Origin of the sequence: Paenibacillus agilis (genome assembly GCF_007786455.1) — a bacterium.
Taxonomy (GTDB): Bacteria; Bacillota; Bacilli; order Paenibacillales; family Paenibacillaceae; genus Paenibacillus_B; species Paenibacillus_B agilis.
In genome coordinates this window covers 2047197-2065848 of sequence record NZ_VNJK01000001.1, presented here as the reverse complement: position 1 = coordinate 2065848, position 18652 = coordinate 2047197, and the positions used below count along the sequence as shown (strand labels likewise).

The following is an 18652-nucleotide window of genomic DNA, read 5'->3' as shown; positions in this document are numbered from 1 at the left end:
AATTGATTGTGCAGAAGAAAGGCGCATACATTACGGTATGCACCTATCCAAAATACACAATTGATAATCCATTAGATCCATTTATATTCGCTACTCTTCGTGTTCCTCCTGCTTGACGGTTACCGTCGAACTGGCCGTTAGCTCACCTCTCCCTTGATTGCCGTCTGCTGATTGGGCTAAAAAGGTCAACAATGCAGCATTTTGGATCGTACCTTGGTCCGTAATTACCTTCACTTTATAAGTGATTCGAACAGATTGGCTCGGAGCAATCGCCTGTAAAGGAACTCCACCTACCAAATTAACATTAGATTGCAGTACACCATTTATTGTGAAAGAATCACTTTTAAAAATGACGCCTACAGGCAATCGATCTATAAATACAGCATTCGTCAGCGTCAAATTACTGTTATTGATAATATCAACTTGATACATGAGTGGATGACACGTTACTACTACAGATTGGCTAGCGCGCTTACTCATTTGTACATTAAGCTCCACAAACGGAATAATGAGCGTATTAGATGTTTGGCTTAACGACACGATAGTCCCATCAGGCAATGCTTTATTGTAAGTAGCTATCGCTTGATTCGCGAATTCTCCCTGCACGGGAATGGCCACAACGACGAGCTGGAAAGCAATTCGAATCGATTGATTAGGCTGAATCGTGCCCACTTGCAAGGAACGGTTAGGACGTGCCAACAGATCTCTAATGGGTACTCCATCTATCATTAGGCTGCCTCTTACAAAGCGTGTACCTGCAGGCAAAGGGTCTCTAACAATAAAATTGGTTAACTCTGAGCCGCCTATATTTTGAATATCAATCACGTAATCGATAAAGGATCCGATAAATCCAAGCGAGACGTCAGATGATTTGATAATTCGAAGATCAGGATCCATGTTGGGTATGGCAACTATATTAGAAGGAATCTCTATCGGGACTGGCGCGCTCCCTGCCGCTGCTTGCTCTGTACTTATAAAGGACTGGTTAAGGATGATTCCGTTCGATGTTATACTGTCAACGAATGCGGTGAAAGTAATCGTCACCGTTTGCCCAACTCCGATATTCCCGAGAGGCAGCCCCTCTATCGTACTAGAATTAATCGGCACTAACTGGCCATTTACCTGGACACTATCTGGATCGATTCGAATTCCTAAACTAATAGGATCTCGGAACAACACATTTTCTGCAACTGCCGTTCCTGCATTGCGGACATTCACCGTAAAATTCAAAGGTTGACCCACGAATGCCATACTTGGCGTAACGGTTTTATCAACAAGTAGACTCGCGCTGGTTACAGGAATGACAACCGCATTCGTTGGCTGTATAAAAGTGTCCGTTTGCACAGCCGCTCGATTTACGACCTCCCCAGAAGGCGGTATAGCCAGTATGATAGCTTGAACGGTGACAATGGCGGATTCATTCGGCAGCAGCGTACCGATTGGAACGGACGCTGTGTCCAAATCGGGCTGAGCGTTACCATTTACCGTGATGCTGCCACGTATAAAATTCAGTCCCTCATTTAAAATGTTTATTACTGATATATTTGCAATCGGAACCGTACTTGTATTCGTAATGGAAATGGAAAACGTTACGGTCTGCCCGATAATGGCTGTTGCTACATTCGCACTTTTCGTCACAGTAAGTGCAGGAGTTGGTACAGGTGTCAAACTTTGCACAGGAACGACAACGGTATCGGATAAAGCCGTTAGTGGTACAGTCGTACCATCCGCTCGTGTAAACACAAAGGATGCACTTGCTGTATTCGTATACGCTGTAAAATCAGGTGGCAGCGTACTCGCCGTAACTGTGAAATCAATCGCAGCGGTTGTTCCCGCTGGTAGGGAATCAATTTGAATACTGAAATTCGGTGTTGTTGTGACAGTAGCTGGCACCGATACGGTAACAGACCCGGGAACAAGCTCAAGACCTAAATCAATTAAATCGGTGATCGTAATCTGGCTCAGTGTGTTAGTGCCTTGATTTGCAAATTCAATATGATAAGCGTACATGTCGCCAATAAATACGGATGATAGGCTTGCTGCTTTTGTAAACGAGGTTTGATTTTGCAATACAGGTAGCGATACCAAGTTTGACAGCACCGTTGCAACAGCACCCTGTGCCTCAACTTGAAAGGATACCGTCGCTGTATTTTCATATCGTCCCGTATTTGGGAACGCGTTCGCAAACAGGCGGAAAGAGATGGTGCTTTGTCCGCCCGGCGGGATATCTGGAATCGAAACGCCTCCACCAATATCCACATCTGGCAGCTCAGTCCCATTTACTAGCAATGTACCTTCGACAAATACAAGACCTGGTGGGATAAAATCAGTAACAACTGGTTGAAGTGCAGTAAAGTTACCTTGATTCGTTACAACAATCTCGTACGTAACTTCTTCACCTATGAGCACATCAGATGCATTCGCCGATTTACGGACAATTACAGCATCTGGAGCAACCGTAATGACAACCGTATCCGTGGAAATTTCTCCTGGCGATCTTCTTCCGTCCGGCGCTTCAAAGTCAAAAGTAAACGTGGCTTGGTTGCTCAATTCTCCCGTAATCGGAACTCCTGTTACAAATACGGTATAATTCACGGTAACCGATTCCCCCGGCAATAGTGACGGTAAAGACACAGAGAAATCAGGACGAAGATCAGGATAAGTCGTATCATTAATGGTAAATGAATCGAGCACAAAGTCCACACCCGGAGAAAGAGGATCGATTACTTGAATATTGTTCAATACCGTCGTTCCTGTATTACTAAGCACCAACGTATACGTGATCTGCTCCCCGGCTAATACCGTCGATCTGTTGGCTGATTTTGACGCTGCTGCGCTATTTGCGACGACCGGAATAGACAGTGTATTGGAACTAATCGTTGTTGGCGGAAATGGACCTACATCGCTCACAGGAGTAAATACGACTTGCGCTGTGTTAACAAGTGTACGGGAAGGAGGAATGGCGTTAACTAGAACAAGAAAACTAATTTCCAGGCTGGATTGAGGTGCAATATTTCCAATAAATATGCCGTCATCCGGATCAGCCGCTGAAAAAGGAATACCATTTACCTTTACCGTTCCTACTACAAGTTCAGTGCCATCAGGTAATGGATCCGTAACTGTTACATCGTTTGCCTGCGTCGTTCCCGCATTTGCCACGATAATCGTGTAAGCAATACTTTCTCCGACGAAAGCGGCAGCATGATCCGCTGACTTGATTACATTTACTCCTGTTGTGAACACCGGAATAACCACGTTGTTTGAGACTTGAAGCAATGATTCAGATACCCCACCTGACGTGACAAAGTCCAGGCTGGCTGTTGCTTGATTTATAATTTGAGCAGGATCAGGCACAACGTTAACCTGTACTTGATACGTAATTGTGAGTGTGGCACCTACTGGAATGGAAGGCAAGCTGATGCCTGCCGCAGGGTTTGCATTTGCAAGTGTTTCTCCATTCAATGCAACACTGTCTGGCACAAACGAGACGGCCGGAAATAAAGGATCCGTAAGCGTTCCTTGACTGCTTGCAATCGTCCCTGTATTTGTAATCGCAACTTGATACGTGATGATATCCCCAACACGGGCCTGCGAGGTCGACGCAGTTTTCGTAATGGTAAAGGAAGGGACAAATACATTCGTAGAATAACTGGTCGAGCTGCTGCCTGATACGATAGGTCCTCCTGGTAATGAGGAAAATTCGAAATCCGCTGAAGCTACATTCGTCAGGATGCCTTGGGGAGGCAAGCCAACAACGACTACATCATAGCTGACTGTAAGTGTACCTGCAGGAACGATATCTGGAAGGGATACGCCGTTAGATGGATTCGCGCCGCTAACAACCGTCCCATTTACACGTAATGTATCACTTTGAAAAATAACAAAAGAAGAAAGAGCATCGAGGAAGACGACTCTGCTTGCGGTGACTTCCGAAGTGTTGGCGATTGTTACGATGTAAGTAAGCGGCTGTCCAACGAAAGTATCGAGCGGTGAAGAAGTTTTCGTTAAGGTCAAATCAGCAGAGTTCGCGTCAATTTGCAGCCCTAGAACCGGAATTAAATAGAAATCGCCCGTCGATGTCGCTCTTGTGACCACCTGCGTAAGTCCATTTGTTAAAAATCCACTAATATCGACGTTGGTAATATCCCACCCTTGCCTTGCTCCAGACACATTTGTGCCTGGGCTTCCATTTATATTGTTTCTCGTGCCAAACGTTCCCGAACGATCTAGTAACCCATCATTTCCGTTAATTTGTGACGCAAAAAAGTTATTCGCAAAGTTGTTAGGACCTGATACTGGCGTTAACTGCGTATCACTTGGTCCAAATAGAAGCTGATCCCCTACAATCGCGACATCCCCTTCTCCCGCACTTGCCACGAGCCTTCCTCTTACAGTCCCTTGAATTGGGGTTGAAAAGCCTGATAACATCTGAGTAGCCGAAACGGCGCCACCAATTAAATCCTGATTGTAATAAAGTGCAACCGCTCGGAAAGGAAGATTTGGCAAGGAATAAGCAACTTGCAGCGTCCAACCACCATAAATATTCAAATCATTGTTTACCAAAGTGACTGGAATAGCACCTACAGAGAAAGTTCCAGGTCCGCTTACTAAGGAAGTCACATCACTTGTGTTGGAATAAGCGAGACTGGTTGCATTCAATACTTTATAGTTGCTAATTTGCGGCACAATGGAAACCGTACCTGCGCTGGGTGTAGTGAACGTGACTGGATTTTTAACTAACGCTCGGGTATTGACATCAAAATAGCCGGACCATGTTAATTGGGCCCGCAAAATTTCTGCCCCTGCAGGTATTTGCAAGATAGCTGACGATGAATCTTGTGTAAAATCCCCTGTCGTCCCGTTCGGGAAGTTGCCGAATACAGAAGCAGAATTTAACGTAATAAGCGCTCCTAATGTACCTTGTATCCCTTGCTGTCCAACCGTCAGATTGCCATTTAAACCAATCGTATTGCCTGTTAGCGATAGCTGAACCCGATCGATGGTGTTATAAATAAGCGTATAAGGCATTTGTTTATCACATCCTCGTATGTGCTTTTATCTATTGTATGCATGTGAATAGGCAGGTTCCCCATTGGATAAGCCTTATACGTTGTACATTATTAAAACATTACAACAACAAATCAGGGCACAAAAAAGGCCGACATGGTTTCTGATATCATGCGACCTTGTTTATTGTGAGTTCATTAAGATTTCGTTTTAATTCTCGTACAGGATCATGAATTAACCTGTGATTACATATTCAAGCTGCATATCTCTTGGATCGCTCTCGTAGAGATCCATTTTAATTTCCTCGGCTTCCTTACAGCCTAATGCAAAATAAAAAGCAATCGTATCCTCAGCGGAACCCGCACAAATATAAATTTTGTCCGCTCCCCATTCACGAGCCATGCTAGCACAGCTGAGAAACAGCTTTTTACCGATACCTTTATTACGATGCTCTAGTGAAATAAATAGTGAATCTAGTAAAACATGCTTGTATTTGAGTCCAAATAACTCACGATTAATAGTACCAAACCCGATTAGCTTGCCGTCATCGTCAAATGCGCCAACTGCATAGCCGTTATCATCGATCGTTTGCTTTAGTTTACCGAGATAATGCTCATATCCATCTGGCCAGCTATTTTCATAGTAATCGATTTCCACCAGCTGACGCTTGCCGTCAACTTCGCGCCATGCTCGTTTGATGTACTGTGCGGGGTTGATTTCATTGATTCTTTCACTTTCATTCATTGTTAGTACTCGAATTGTATATGTATGCTGCATGGTTGTTTCTCCTCTAAGATGGTTTATTATTTCTTCTCAATACTCTGTATTGCATCTATAATATTAGCTCTTACCCGCTTCAAATCTGTATTCCGTTTGTCGATTGGCTCTACCCAGCCGAAGCCATCATCTTTATATCTCGGAAATACATGCATATGATAATGTCCTAGATCATTAAATACTCCACCGTTCTGAGTTATGGATATCCCATCAAGGTTATAAAGACGTTTAAGCGCCCTTGAGATCAACACCGAAGCATTCATCACTGCTTTCAGCGTGTGTTCGTCCAACTCATCAAGATCTTTGACATGCTTCTTATGCATAATGAGAGTGTGTCCTTCACTTAGCGAATCATGGTTTAAATTTCTCAAACTTAATGTATGTATGATGTCCTTATAGCAAATCCATTGCCAATAGAATATAAAACCTCGTCATTGTGTAGATACAAGCATTTCCATTCCTTATAACTCGGCATATTAATCATCATGACGATAGCCTTGCTGAAAAGTATAATACGCCAAACCATCCTTCAATTCCTCGTGCTTAACAAAGTTCATTTTGCCAAGTAATTTCTGAGAGCGCACATTTTCTACTTCCACAGTAGCTTCAATCATATCTAATTTCATAACCTCAGAACCGACTTTAACTAGTTCCACTAAAGCTTCTTGCATATAGCCCTGTCCCCAGAACCGCGGTGATAAATCAAATCCAATCTCAGCGATTGATTCTTCTCCTTGCACCCAGCAATGAAAACCGCATGTGCCAATGAACTCACCGCTCACTTTACTGAATAAACCATATCGACAGCCCGTATCGTCGATATGAAATTGAATAATTTCCTCAGCTTCTTTTATATCTTTGCAAGGCTCTATGTCCATGAATCGTGTTACTTCTGGATCTGAGAAGTGCTTAAATACCCCATCAACATCGGCTAAAGTAAGCTCTCTAAGGATTAATCGCTTTGTCTCTAATTGCGGAAAATATAACATACAAGACCCCTCACATTCGTTATCATGATGTCGTTATACAGCGTTTTGTTTCTACTATTATTTTCTCAATCTTTCCATTCAACTATTAATCTATTTGGAAATGTACAATAAACAACCATGGCAGGACAATTAAATTTGATGCGTGTTGTTACACAAATACCTAGTTATATTTTACCTATATATGAAACTATGTACAATACATCATACATTCAGCATGCTGCTTCGACTGAGAATGCAAGCAAATAAGACCCAAACCATATACAAGCGCTTGGGTACACTAAATATAGAAAAGAAACCTTGATTCATCTGCACGTGAATTCATCATTTACGATTTTTGCGCAACTGTCCCGTCCATCAATGAGATTAGCTGCTGGACTGTTATCATTAACGTACGGCAACAGTACTGGCCAACCAGCGAATTCACGTCCAACATTGGTTGCGAGCACACCAGATTGAGCTCTTGCTTGAGCGATTGCAGAAGCTCTATCCAGTGCGACATAGGTTGACGAATCACTGCTTACTATCCTGTTATAGGAAATAGACATACATGGCTGCTTGCCCTCTCCCATACTGCTATTTAATAGGTTTGATTCTACCCACTAAGCCAAAGAAAAATAACTCTATTAGCTGATCAATATGTGCATCAACTTGCTCGCGGGTCACTTCTGAACTCAAATACCTTTCCAGTTCGTTCTTGTACATGGTGAAATACAGCATACTTGTTTCTTCCGTCATCTCTTTGTTAATAAACCCCTCTTGCTTACCGAGCGCAATATACTTCATATAGAACGGCATTACTTTCTCCTCACTATACTGCTGCAATTGGTTACCCCATTCATCCATCTCAACCCCTAAATGCTTCACTGCTGCATCATCAAATAGAACGTTGACGCTTTTAGCTTCAAGCAGCATAATTTGCTTCGTTTTCTCAGGAAAATCAATCTCTGAAGCAAGGATCTTCTCACATTGCTCCAGTCTTTTGTCCATCCAATCGATTAACATATCCGCATAGAGCTTTTCTTTCGTTCCAAAATAGTTGTAAATCGTAGCAGGACACACTTTAGCTTTTTTTGCAATTTCCTGTACACTCACTTTTTGAAAACCATGTTTTAAAAATAACGATAACGAAGCGGAATAAATCTGGTCGATTTTTTTCTGCTTACGTCGTTCATAGCCGTTCATCACCTTCACCTCACAAGAAGTGTAGCTCAAGTTTTAGAGTATATCAATAATATGAGTATAAAACCTATTGCATTTAGACGTTCTGCAGTTATAATAATTTTAGAGTCTACATATATAATTACTCTATAACTTAACGAAAAGGAGTGTAAACGATGAAGAAGCAACTCCGTATTCCTTCGTTTTTGCATGATGTATTTGGTGAAAAGCAGCACATAGGCTCGATGATCGCGATACTGTTCTTTGGGGCACTGTTAACAGGGGCTTTACTGTGGAGGTTTCCCGAAATGATAGGTTCGTTACCTTTATGGCGCAGCATACTCGCCTGTCTTTTGATCTTCGATATATTTGCAGGCTGCATCGCTAATTTCACTGCCTCAACCAGTAATTTTTATGCTTCGCGAAGTACAAACCGTATCGTTTTCATTAACATACACGTTCATATTGTGCTAGTCGCGTTATTACTAGGTGTAAATGTTGAACAATCCATCGCAGTGTGGGCGTATACGATTATAGGCGCGTTTATTGTGAATGCACTTATCAGAAGACAATCCCAATTATTTATTGCAGGCCTCCTCTTATCTATTGGACTCGGCTTATTGCCATTACTCCCTGACCTTCATCCCTATATGTTAACAACTTGTATATTATTTATGATCAAAGTGCTATTCAGCTTCGCCGTCGATCATTATGGCAAACCATTTCACAAAGTTGGTGAAGACATATGAGTACTTCGCATCGTATAGCCAAGCTGGATAAATCAGATAAAGCCTCATTCGTATCGCTTATGTGCAGCGCATTTGCTCAAGACCCCATTTTTCTGCATATATTCGGTCATTCTGAATTCGATGAGAAAGCTCGACGCCATACAGCTCACTTCATTTCTTTTCTATTTGATAAAAGCGCATGGCTTCATGAGGAAATATGGGGTTATTTTGAAAATGGAAAGCTGCTTGGGGCCTATGTCATAGAAAAGCCTACTACCAATAAAATTCGGCGTATGAGTATCGTACGATTGGTTGGAAGACTTATCACTTTGGCTTGCCGCTTACCAATTAGGAAGATTCGACAGCTAAATGAGTACATGCAAGTTACCCGCTCCATGGCCCCTAATACTGCCCATCACTATCTGATTATCATTGGAGTCGCACCAGAGGCTCAGGGGAAAGGAATCGGCAAAGCCCTGCTGCAGCATCTATTGCATGATGTAGATTCTTGCCCAATCTCGCATGGCGTTGCTCTAGATACAGAAAACTTTCAAAATATAGCTCTCTATGAAAAGTTCGGATTTATGCTGATGCAAGAAGCACGCCTCGATCATTTACCGATATACGGTATGTTCCGTCCGAAACAGTAGAACTTAACCTTGTAATTCCTTTACTCTTTTTAAAATGGCTTCTACTGTACCATTCTTCATTACGGCGATAAATAACCCTTCGTTAAACCGATCTCCTCTTATGTAACTTGTCATTAGTTTGCGAAGGGTATCCATATCAGCGTTCCTGATTGGAGTAATAATATCTTTGCCAGTATCCTTATATATCTCATGTTCATTAAGCCAATCGAGCCAGTTGAAAACGATCAAAAACCTAGTTTCCGTAAGTGCTTTACGAAACTCCATTATGGTTTCATTCTCACATTCATAACCGTTTTCGTGAACCATGAATGTATTTTGATTTTGAAAATACATTCATGGTTCACGAGCAATCTGTTAATCTCTGTTTGTGACAAATCGGCATAATGCACAAAGAATTCCCCCTTCTCAAAATAAAAGACTGTGATTCAATAGAATATGTATGTATTATAATGCTATTCCTATAACTAACGTGTTAAAATACTAAAAACATAAGGAGAGGGATACGATGTTTATACATAAAATTGATGAAGAGCTATCGCTAAAGTTAATTGAGATAAAAGATGCAGCAAAAATTTATGAACTTGCCGATCGTTCAAGAAATTATTTAAGAGAATGGCTTCCTTGGGTCGATGAAACAACAAGTGTTGAAGATACAAAAGCCTTTATTCAAATGTGTATTACAGGCTTCGCAGAAAATAGAAGCCTTACTACAGCTATTTTATATAAAGGCCAAATCGTTGGCGTTGCTGGATTCAATCGTATTTCCGAGTCCAACAAAATAGTAGATATCGGTTATTGGCTAGGTGCAGAGTATCAAGGAAATGGAATAATGACCAGAGTAGCTAAAGCATTGACCGATTATGCGTTTCATGAACTAAGCCTCAATAAGGTTGAAATTAGAGCAGCCGCAGGAAATAACAAAAGCAGAAGCATTCCTGAGCGATTAAACTTTGTACAAGAAGGCTGTATTCGACAAGCCGAATGGCTGTATGATCATTATGTAGATCATATCGTGTATGGCATTTTAGCGGATGAATGGAATAAGTAATACAAAAAAACCGCCATTCCTTAAAGAATAGCGGTCTCTTTATGTTTATTTATTTTACGTTCAACGTTATATGAATCATAGACTTATTTCACCAAGTACTCGCTCAAGAGCTTCGTTTCCACATCATCAAGTACCTTCGCAAACGAACGAATCGACATAAATGTTTATGCTGAATCTTGTTTTAATTACAAGTAGCGCATCCTGCATAAACATCAACACGGTGAGTTCTATCCATAATATCTCTAGACAAGGTAAAGCTATCGATAGCAAAATCAAATTGCTCTCCTTCACGGAGTCTCATACCCGACTTATCCAGTATCTCGCTCAATGCACCAATTAAATTATTGTCACTATCATACATCAAGGCAATAGCTTCTATTTTATCTCCATCAACATTCACATTACTATTATTGGTCATAGTGCCATATACCTTTAACTGACCGTCAGTATCATTAGATTCATTATACAGCTCAACGCTAAAGCTCACATTAGAAACTTCAAGATTGGTATAACTTGCACTGTCTGCCACCAAAATATCTTGCTCGATATCGCTCCCTGCAAAATCTTCTGCAAAGTTAATAAAGGTGAATATCCCAGTGTTAACAGCGTAGCCTACTTCACCAGGTTGTAAAATAGAAGGCACAACCGAAAAGAGATCTTCTTCCTCTGTACGATCCTGAACGGATTTGTATATCGCGTTAAAATCACGAACTCTTACAGGGAATGAGTTTTCGTTCTTAACAACTAATACGGTCAGACCATATACAACTTGTTCCCCCCAAACATAGTCCACCTTGTCTACAATAGAAACCATCGGAGGAGCTGATTCTTCAGGTGAAGGAGAATAAATATCAACTCTTGATGGAACAGTCTGGACCACTTCAGTCGGCGAAGAAGATTGGGAAGTCTGATCCTCTTTCTCATTGAAAAAATTTAACCAGAGCAAAAAACCAACCGCTAGTAGCAATAAGCATATTACGAATGTCAGTACAACTATAATTGCGTTCTTCATGATGCCCCTCGCTCATCCAAATATTGAGATAGTAATTGTTTCCTATCACATTTTATCGGTAACTATACGAGGCTGTAAAGTGCAATTCGTAAACTCGCTTATACTTATATAAAAAAATCGCTATTGACCCTTGAACCTAATCAATCATTTGTCGTGTTGTACCTTCATTACACTTAGGTAATATTTAATTCCGTTCGCTCTTTTTGTTTCAGTTCTATATAAGCCTGTCCATACCCGGGATTTTTTCCTTCATAGCTGTTCATTCGCTCCGTCCAGAGCCTCACTTTATACGCTGGTTATGCAAACTCACTTCACTTCTTATGCTTATTATTAAAAAGTAAAAACCCAGAAGACTGCCTCTCTTTCTTCAAGTGGCAGTCTTCTAGGTAATTATATCGTTGCTTGCATATTCAAAATATTGGCGTTGAAATATTTTCAGCAGGATTACAGCACATACTTTATTTTTCTACAGGAAGAGATATTCTCTTATTGTAGGTTTTAATATAGGTGAAACCATCCAGCAGCAAGGATTCAGGTTTATCCATTGTGTTAAAGGAGAACGTGTTTTCCCTCATAATATTATTATTCCCCAAATCCCAAGGACGGCTTTCAGAAATCGATGATACTGGAATCACTTTACCACCAGCTTGTACGGAAATAGTGTCCCATTTCGGTTTTGTAAATTCTCTTCTAGCTATAACTACATCATAGCCTGTACGGGTCTTGGTTACACTGCGAATCCATAACTTCTCATCTCCTATTTTAATGGACCGATCTGATGGTGAAGCGAGAGAAATGGGCTCTTCTATTTTTTGATAGCCTAAGAAATTTTCAAGCTCAAGCTCAATGGAATTTATTCTGTCTGTTGGTAGCATATCAAATTCAAGCTCAAATTCAGGCATTGTACCAGACTTCCCCTTATATTGAACTTCTATTCCATTCACGTAAAGTTTGTATTTGCCATAAGTTCTCGGGTATTCCTCAAATTCATAACGCCCTTTAATAAGGGTTGATGTAGGTGAAGCAGAAATAGAATCATAGTGAATCGTTCCATGATCGACTTCAATGGATTGATCAAGCTCCTGTTTGATAATGCTCTTCATCGCTTTATTGGCTTCAAACTTGAAAGAAATCGGATAAAACACTCGCTCGTCGTTAATCCATTCATAGAAGTTAACCGTTAATGTCCTAGAAAATGGGCTAACAGGTTCAAATCTAGCCTGTCCCACGAACTGAGACTTGTTCTTACCATCACCGCCACCGTTCCCTTGCGATTTTGAATCTGTCAGGAATCCTTTTAATTTATCGAAGCCATATCGACGAAAATCCTCATCCGTGAACTCGATGCCCACTGGTCGATCCATCGTGTAGTACATGAGAAACACATTATCGTCCGCCATAACACCATTGATAGTAACTACAGTGCCGTCCCTAAGCGTTATACTTTCATCTACCTTTTGACCATATCCTTGTTCTGTTACTTCAGAAAAGCTTAACGCGCTCCAGTTCGTTTTGAAGAACTTTTCACCATAATAAGCTAGGGCAGGATACTGATACACACCAACCAATAAAATGAACACCGCAGCCGCTGATGCGATCCATGACACGGCTCTATTTTTGCTTTTCTTTTTATCGGGAACGTTATGAAGCGCTTCTCGAAGTCGTTCCTCCAGTTCTGAAGGAGCCCGCATCGTATCAATAGTCTGTTTATGCTCCTTTAACTTCTCCTCGATTGTCTTCATCATGCTCACCTCCGATCATGACTTTCAGCTTTTGTATGCCTTGCGAAATTCTTGATTTAATCGTTCCAAGCGGCGTACCGGTCATGTCCGCAATCGTTTGATATGGAAGATCATGAACGTAACGCAGCTCAATTGCTTCCCGCTGCCTTGCATTCAAATGCGATAGCAGGACCTCCATATTCATCTCTGACTCTGCATAACGATATGGATTATCATCCGTTAATGCAGCAAATGAAGCTTCTCCCTCATCTCCTACGGGCAGCAACCGCTCCTTTTTGCGAAGCAACGTTTTGCACCGATTAACGAGAATCGTTTTACTCCAACTGTAAAAGGCTTCTCCCTTTTGCAATTGATCAATCTTTTCATATAGTGTAACGATCATATCCTCCATCGCATCCAACGCATCATGCTCATTTCCCATGTACGAATAGGCAAGACGATAATAAACGTCTTTATCGGCCATGATGAGCTGTAGTAAAGCTTCCTTGTTGCCTTTTTTGGCTTGTCTGACAAGATGGCTTACTCTCATGTTCACTCCCCTTTTCATAGATAAGAGACCGCAGAGGCAATAAAGGTTCATTTTGCGCAAAAAAATTATAAAATAATAAAGCGACCCCTCGGAGCCGCTTCTATCATTGACTCTTATTCCTTTTTTAAGAACACCGCGTAAACTAAGATCTCTTTTTCCCATTTATGAATCATCTTTTCCACGGTCATGCCGATTCGTTCAGCTACCTTGGCGGATGGGGTGTTATTGATATCAACGAAAGAGATCAGTTTGCTTAATCCAAGCTGCTCAAATCCATACTTCTTGCAAGCTAGTGCCGCTTCCGTTGCATAACCATTGCCCCATGCGCGCCTAGCAAACAGGTAGCCAATCTCCATTTCGATCACATCTTCTAGTTCTTGAGGGACAATTCCACATTGTCCAAGAAAATCACCAGTTGCTTTATCTTCAACGATCCACAACCCAGTCTCATATGTATCGTAATTACGAAGCGTCCAATCCACCCATTCGCTCGCTTGCTGCTCATTTTTAGTTGAAGGATAGTATTTCATTGCCTCTGGATCTGAGAAGATCTCCATTAATATCTCAATATCGTCTTCGGTCATCCTTCTTAAGATTAATCTTTCTGTACTAAGAACGGGATTACTCATGTTTATCCCTCCTATTGTTTAGCATTGATTCCTATTTTACGTCCTATTTAGGGCTAGCAATTTGCTTACAGTTGTACAGCATGCTCAAACCTATGTATGCCAAAATCGTCGATTGAAGACTCCAGCAATTGATCCCTCACTGGATATAAATTAGGTGTAAAACGTACTTCTACGTTCATGTCCATTAACCTCTCAAGCCCGTTGTTTATTGCTATCTTATTTATCGGCTTTACGGCTTCACGAGATATATAATACCCGGCAGTTTCATCGAACAAGATAAATGATTCAGTAGGAAATTCATATCTATACAAAGTAGTATTTATGATTCTGGAGTACCAATGCGTTTCTACGGTAATAATCGTATTTGCCGCTGTATTGCCAAAAAATTTAGCTTCGTCTTGTTCTTGAACCTGTTGGCTTTTCCTATAAACGATTCTAGGGCAATTTCTAGGAAAGAAAAACATAAATTGATGTTCGTCATCAATCGCCCAGACAACAGGCGGCATATCCGTTCGATTTGCTTTTACTCGTGGTTTAAATCTTTCGATATGATCCTCTTCGCTAAAATGAAATAATCGCAACCTGTTCTCCAATCTTGTCAATGAATGGTGCTTATGGTTCACTGGCCAATTAGCATCACTCATTACTATAATTATCTCCTGCATCAAAATCATAATCTTCTAAAATATTGTCGTAGCTGTAATGAATGAAGTCATTCAGATATTCCTCGGGATTATGCAAGAATTGATCCCAAGTTACGTCATCTGGAACCATAAATAAGTTACTCCCCATACTTACGCCAACAATTTTTCCGATAGTTGGGCACCAACACAATATTCCCTGGGGATCGAAAATGCCAGATTCGCTAAGCAAGTCGATAAGTACATATCCGCACCATGTAAAAGATGTTATTTCAAAGACATCCCGGAAAACAATATACTCCATGTCGATACCTTGTAATTCAACCCGTTTATTTGTATGGCCTAAATAGTTTATGATTTCAATTGGTAGACCCATCTCTAGTAAAGTTGCAACTCGAGTTTGATAGTCATGAAGATGTATGGGCTCATGTTCAACTATGAATTGCACTAAATCATCATTCTTTTCTCTTCTTGCTACATGATATGCTCTTTCTCCAAGTACATTTGATAAAGTCACATTTGCACCATTATCTATTAAAAATTTTGCAATTTTCGTATGGTTATTTGATGTAGCATTATAAAGTGGCGCATCCTCATAGTCTGAAGTGTAACAGTAGATACTTAGCTTGTTATAGTCAATATCTACTCCTAAACTAACAAGTTTTTTTACCGTATCGAAATCCCCATTCCACGCTGCATCGTTTAATAATTCTCCCACAGGGTGTAAATAATCAAAAGATACTTGTTCTAAGTCATCAATAATCTTATAGATTTTCAATGAAGTGGCTTTTAGTAAATCTGTATTCTCCACATCGCTTATTGCTACAAGATTTGCTCCATGCTCATACAATAGCCTTGCAACAGCATGTTGTTCATTAGCAAGCGCGTAGTAAAGCAATGAAGTATATCTATGAATCAAATTTACATCTAATCCTCGTTCTATTAATGCTGCGATCGGCTCTATTTCACCATCTTTTATCATTTGAAAAAATTGATCCAGCTCTAGTGTTGACATGTTCATATTGACGCTCATAGTCCATTCTCCTAACGAGTAGTCTATAGTTATCTGATGTAGAAATTATGTTAACGCTATCTTTTCATCTTTCATTATAACTCCTATTCAAAATACTGGTAACAAAAAAAGAAGAGAGCCATCTTAATCTCTCTTCTCCGTTCATACCATTAGATAACTGTAGTTATTTACATCAACTCAGCGCTCTACATTAACCTTCTATTCTAAAACATCCTACACCTTAATCAATTCCCAGTGCTGAGCTGGCGTGCCGTTGTCCGGCCATTGTTGAATGTTGGCGCCATTCTGCTGCTGATTGCTCGCAAGATCAAGTAAAAGTCCGCTGTGCTTCGCTATAAATTTCAGTGACCCATCTGGGTTCTTAACAATGTTCCACCGTTGATGCGCACCGGCTGTATCTTCCCATTGCTGTACATTAGCGCCGCCAACCGTTGAAGCCCCCGCTACTTCAAGTAGTTTCCCACTATGAACCGCTGCAAATGTATAAGATCCGTCTGCTTGCTTCTCCAGCTTCCACTTTTGATGATCGCCGCCATTATTTTCATACTGCTGAACATTCGCGCCATTGTCCTTGGAAGCGCTAAATACATCAAGTACTTTTTGGCTTCCTCTATTGCGAATCATATATACACCGCTGAAGTCGTCCTCGACCACGCCTGGACAGCACAATTTTTTCGCTTTTTGCAGCGTATCTTGCTGATGTTTTTCATCTGAAGTGATGCTGTTCAACGTCTCATTCAACTGCTCATTTGCCTGAAGCAGCTGTTCTGCAGTGAGTTTGCCATCATTGAACGCTCGAATCGCATCCTGAACCCGTATCTTCTCTCCAGCAATTACACCCGCTACTGCTAGTTCCGCTTCGCCGACAGCCGTTACGATTTTCTTCTGCGCTTCACTGCAATTCGCTTCATGAACAGCTGTAACTTCATTCGTCATTTCATCTTTACGATACACTTGACCGGCTGGGATCAACTTGTATTTGTAGTCTACTTTCGCTTTATTCGTCACTTTTTTAGGGACCGGGTCATCGATCTTTACTTGGAACGTCACTTTGGCTGTTGTCCCAGGAGCTACGGTGCCAATATTAACACCATTCTCAATATTGCCTACGATCGGACGACCATCGACCTGTAAACTGCCTGGCACGAACTTCGTTCCATTCGGAATTTGATCCTCTACCACAACATCGGTCAGCGGCGTATCTCCTGTGTTCGCAACCTCAATCGTATACGTAATGACGTTCCCCGCTTTCACGTATACAGGCAGGTCTTGTCGTTTCGCCACAGCCACTTCTACTTTTCGAATAACGGTCGTTGCTTCATTGCTGTCTGCCTTACCTGACGAGACAGGCAAGCCAGGAGCACTCTGAAAATCGTACACAACAGAAGCCTTGTTGATCGCTTTATTGTCTGGCGGAACTTTTACGACGAGAACTTCAAAGGTGACCTCCGTTGGACCTTCGACGGAGATAGATCCAATGTCCACACCTTTTATCGGATCTCCATCTGGGATAGGCACACCATCGACCTTTAAGCTGCCATCCACGAACTTCAATTCAGGTGGGAGTATATCAGTGAGTGTCGTTCTTTGTGCTTCTGTCATGCCGTTGTTCTCAACTAACAACGTGTAGGTAAGTTTTTCTCCTACTACTGCCGCTTCTTTATCGACTTCTTTAGTGACTTTGATCTCAGGGCTATTTACATCGATTTGAACAGCTAGCCCTGTTACGATATAACCGTCTGACTTAGAAGCGAGCTGCACGACAGCCTCAGTTTGCGAATTTTGCATCGCTGCAGAAGCGTCCACATTCGTAATATCCCAGTTATAACGAATGGCTGCTCCAGCGCCGCCTGGTGCCACATTGGCACTCCCAAATGTACCGCTTGTGTCCAAATTGCCAGCATCATCGTTAATTTGCGAAGCGAAGAAGTTATCTACCGGATTGTTAGGACCGGAAATTGGCTGTAAGGAAGCTGCGTCTTTGCCGAACAGCAGCTGGTCGCCGGGGATCTTTGAGTCGCCTTCCATCGCGGTCACGAGTAACCTTGCTTTCACATCGCCAAGATCTGGCGTAGAGAAGCCAGAAATCGTCTGATCCACTGATCCTGCCCGTTCAATCGATGCAGTTCCCACATACACACTCATATTTCGCAGCGGGAGTGTCGTGCCTTTATAAACGACGGATAATGTCCAGCCAGCTACGTTATTGCTCTTAAATCGCTGCACAGTAGCCGGTACACCGCTGACCGTATAGCTGCCAGCTCCATCTGACTTAATCAGACTGGTCACATTAGCAGAGCGAACATAAAAGACTTGGCTTGCCTGCGTCACCTGCTGCCCGGTCGTCGGATCTGGCGTAATGAGATGAGTTCCGCTCGGCGTAATAAGTGTAATTGCCCGGTCGATCTCACTCGTCACGTCTTCTCGACTCGTTTTCGTTGAACCGCCCCAGATCAATTCTGCATACAATACATCGCTTCCAGTAGGCAACCGAAGCTGTGCCGCAGAGGAATTCTCTTTCCAATCTAATGTCGTGCCAGCAGGATATCCTGTTACCTGCTTAGTTGTATCCGTCGTAATAAATGTGCCAATATCGGTATAGCTTGTATTTGTACTGCTTAAGCCCAGTGTGTTGCCTGTAAAAGTAACCGCACCATTCGTCGTCGTTGAATATCGCGGATTTAACGCCATCCATCTCTCACCCTTTCT

At 41.7% G+C, this 18652-nt stretch carries 17 protein-coding genes; 3 read left to right on the top strand and 14 right to left on the bottom strand.

All coding sequences use genetic code 11. The features are described 5' to 3' along the window. Window positions 1-90: 90 nt before the first annotated feature. From FPZ44_RS09360 to FPZ44_RS09335, 6 genes are all read right to left on the bottom strand, one after another. Window positions 91-5028 (bottom strand): DUF7507 domain-containing protein, encoded by a 4938-nt coding sequence (locus tag FPZ44_RS09360; protein ID WP_144989539.1) that lies wholly within the window; start codon window positions 5026-5028, stop codon window positions 91-93. A 213-nt stretch (window positions 5029-5241) separates the two neighbouring features. Further along, window positions 5242-5784: a GNAT family N-acetyltransferase gene (locus tag FPZ44_RS09355; protein ID WP_144989537.1), complete on the bottom strand. Its 543-nt coding sequence runs from the start codon at window positions 5782-5784 to the stop codon at window positions 5242-5244. A gap of 26 nt (window positions 5785-5810) precedes the next feature. Further along, window positions 5811-6155 carry an HIT family protein gene (locus FPZ44_RS09350; RefSeq protein ID WP_261378268.1) on the bottom strand — a complete coding sequence of 115 codons (345 nt, stop codon included), beginning with the start codon at window positions 6153-6155 and terminating at the stop codon, window positions 5811-5813. A 105-nt stretch (window positions 6156-6260) separates the two neighbouring features. Next, on the bottom strand, window positions 6261-6773 hold the full coding sequence (locus FPZ44_RS09345) for a GNAT family N-acetyltransferase (protein WP_144989533.1): 513 nt from the start codon (window positions 6771-6773) through the stop codon (window positions 6261-6263). A 302-nt stretch (window positions 6774-7075) separates the two neighbouring features. Next, the gene (locus tag FPZ44_RS09340) at window positions 7076-7318 is read right to left on the bottom strand and encodes a hypothetical protein (protein ID WP_144989531.1); all 243 of its coding nucleotides are present in this window, start codon (window positions 7316-7318) and stop codon (window positions 7076-7078) included. Window positions 7319-7346: 28 nt separating this feature from the next. Further along, window positions 7347-7955 (bottom strand): TetR/AcrR family transcriptional regulator, encoded by a 609-nt coding sequence (locus tag FPZ44_RS09335; protein ID WP_144989529.1) that lies wholly within the window; start codon window positions 7953-7955, stop codon window positions 7347-7349. A gap of 152 nt (window positions 7956-8107) precedes the next feature. On the opposite strand from FPZ44_RS09335, the gene FPZ44_RS09330 reads away from it, so the two are divergent. After that, window positions 8108-8680 carry a hypothetical protein gene (locus tag FPZ44_RS09330; protein ID WP_144989526.1) on the top strand — a complete coding sequence of 191 codons (573 nt, stop codon included), beginning with the start codon at window positions 8108-8110 and terminating at the stop codon, window positions 8678-8680. Next, window positions 8677-9309, top strand: a complete 633-nt coding sequence (locus FPZ44_RS09325) for a GNAT family N-acetyltransferase (RefSeq protein WP_144989524.1) — start codon at window positions 8677-8679, stop codon at window positions 9307-9309. Before FPZ44_RS09330 ends, FPZ44_RS09325 begins: the two co-directional genes overlap by 4 nt. A 3-nt stretch (window positions 9310-9312) precedes the next feature. Here the strand turns inward: FPZ44_RS09325 and FPZ44_RS09320 are convergent, their stop codons facing one another. Further along, complete coding sequence (locus FPZ44_RS09320; protein ID WP_261378267.1) at window positions 9313-9573, bottom strand: DUF6508 domain-containing protein; 261 nt, start codon at window positions 9571-9573, stop codon at window positions 9313-9315. A 241-nt stretch (window positions 9574-9814) separates the two neighbouring features. On the opposite strand from FPZ44_RS09320, the gene FPZ44_RS09315 reads away from it, so the two are divergent. Further along, window positions 9815-10357 carry a GNAT family N-acetyltransferase gene (locus tag FPZ44_RS09315; protein ID WP_144989522.1) on the top strand — a complete coding sequence of 181 codons (543 nt, stop codon included), beginning with the start codon at window positions 9815-9817 and terminating at the stop codon, window positions 10355-10357. Window positions 10358-10538: 181 nt separating this feature from the next. Here FPZ44_RS09315 and FPZ44_RS09310 read toward each other — a convergent pair whose 3' ends face one another. The 7 genes from FPZ44_RS09310 to FPZ44_RS09280 form a co-directional block, all read right to left on the bottom strand. Beyond that, a complete protein-coding gene (locus tag FPZ44_RS09310) occupies window positions 10539-11369 on the bottom strand; it encodes a hypothetical protein (RefSeq protein ID WP_144989520.1) in 831 nt (276 codons plus the stop codon). Between the two features lie 458 nt (window positions 11370-11827). Beyond that, a complete protein-coding gene (locus FPZ44_RS09305; RefSeq protein ID WP_335926114.1) occupies window positions 11828-13114 on the bottom strand; it encodes a DUF4179 domain-containing protein in 1287 nt (428 codons plus the stop codon). Next, on the bottom strand, window positions 13077-13640 hold the full coding sequence (locus FPZ44_RS09300) for an RNA polymerase sigma factor (protein ID WP_144989518.1): 564 nt from the start codon (window positions 13638-13640) through the stop codon (window positions 13077-13079). The genes FPZ44_RS09305 and FPZ44_RS09300 overlap by 38 nt, the downstream gene beginning before the upstream one ends. Window positions 13641-13753: 113 nt before the next feature. Beyond that, on the bottom strand, window positions 13754-14269 hold the full coding sequence (locus FPZ44_RS09295; protein WP_144989516.1) for a GNAT family N-acetyltransferase: 516 nt from the start codon (window positions 14267-14269) through the stop codon (window positions 13754-13756). Between the two features lie 65 nt (window positions 14270-14334). Further along, a complete protein-coding gene (locus FPZ44_RS09290) occupies window positions 14335-14913 on the bottom strand; it encodes a DUF6886 family protein (protein ID WP_261378266.1) in 579 nt (192 codons plus the stop codon). Further along, window positions 14906-15943: an ankyrin repeat domain-containing protein gene (locus FPZ44_RS09285; protein ID WP_144989514.1), complete on the bottom strand. Its 1038-nt coding sequence runs from the start codon at window positions 15941-15943 to the stop codon at window positions 14906-14908. Before FPZ44_RS09285 ends, FPZ44_RS09290 begins: the two co-directional genes overlap by 8 nt. Window positions 15944-16156: 213 nt before the next feature. Further along, window positions 16157-18634, bottom strand: coding sequence for an RICIN domain-containing protein (locus tag FPZ44_RS09280; RefSeq protein ID WP_144989511.1), 2478 nt, complete (start codon window positions 18632-18634; stop codon window positions 16157-16159). Between the last annotated feature and the right edge of the window lie 18 nt (window positions 18635-18652).

Bases quoted from the DNA above. Each gene is read 5' to 3' on its own strand.
- FPZ44_RS09360 (WP_144989539.1), bottom strand. From the start codon at position 5,028: ATGCCTTATACGCTTATTTATAACACCATCGATCGGGTTCAGCTATCG.
- FPZ44_RS09355 (WP_144989537.1), bottom strand. From the start codon at position 5,784: ATGCAGCATACATATACAATTCGAGTACTAACAATGAATGAAAGTGAA.
- FPZ44_RS09345 (WP_144989533.1), bottom strand. From the start codon at position 6,773: ATGTTATATTTTCCGCAATTAGAGACAAAGCGATTAATCCTTAGAGAG.
- FPZ44_RS09340 (WP_144989531.1), bottom strand. From the start codon at position 7,318: ATGTCTATTTCCTATAACAGGATAGTAAGCAGTGATTCGTCAACCTAT.
- FPZ44_RS09335 (WP_144989529.1), bottom strand. From the start codon at position 7,955: ATGAACGGCTATGAACGACGTAAGCAGAAAAAAATCGACCAGATTTAT.
- FPZ44_RS09330 (WP_144989526.1), top strand. From the start codon at position 8,108: ATGAAGAAGCAACTCCGTATTCCTTCGTTTTTGCATGATGTATTTGGT.
- FPZ44_RS09325 (WP_144989524.1), top strand. From the start codon at position 8,677: ATGAGTACTTCGCATCGTATAGCCAAGCTGGATAAATCAGATAAAGCC.
- FPZ44_RS09320 (WP_261378267.1), bottom strand. From the start codon at position 9,573: ATGGAGTTTCGTAAAGCACTTACGGAAACTAGGTTTTTGATCGTTTTC.
- FPZ44_RS09315 (WP_144989522.1), top strand. From the start codon at position 9,815: ATGTTTATACATAAAATTGATGAAGAGCTATCGCTAAAGTTAATTGAG.
- FPZ44_RS09310 (WP_144989520.1), bottom strand. From the start codon at position 11,369: ATGAAGAACGCAATTATAGTTGTACTGACATTCGTAATATGCTTATTG.
- FPZ44_RS09305 (WP_335926114.1), bottom strand. From the start codon at position 13,114: ATGATGAAGACAATCGAGGAGAAGTTAAAGGAGCATAAACAGACTATT.
- FPZ44_RS09300 (WP_144989518.1), bottom strand. From the start codon at position 13,640: ATGAGAGTAAGCCATCTTGTCAGACAAGCCAAAAAAGGCAACAAGGAA.
- FPZ44_RS09295 (WP_144989516.1), bottom strand. From the start codon at position 14,269: ATGAGTAATCCCGTTCTTAGTACAGAAAGATTAATCTTAAGAAGGATG.
- FPZ44_RS09290 (WP_261378266.1), bottom strand. From the start codon at position 14,913: ATGAGTGATGCTAATTGGCCAGTGAACCATAAGCACCATTCATTGACA.
- FPZ44_RS09285 (WP_144989514.1), bottom strand. From the start codon at position 15,943: ATGAGCGTCAATATGAACATGTCAACACTAGAGCTGGATCAATTTTTT.
- FPZ44_RS09280 (WP_144989511.1), bottom strand. From the start codon at position 18,634: ATGGCGTTAAATCCGCGATATTCAACGACGACGAATGGTGCGGTTACT.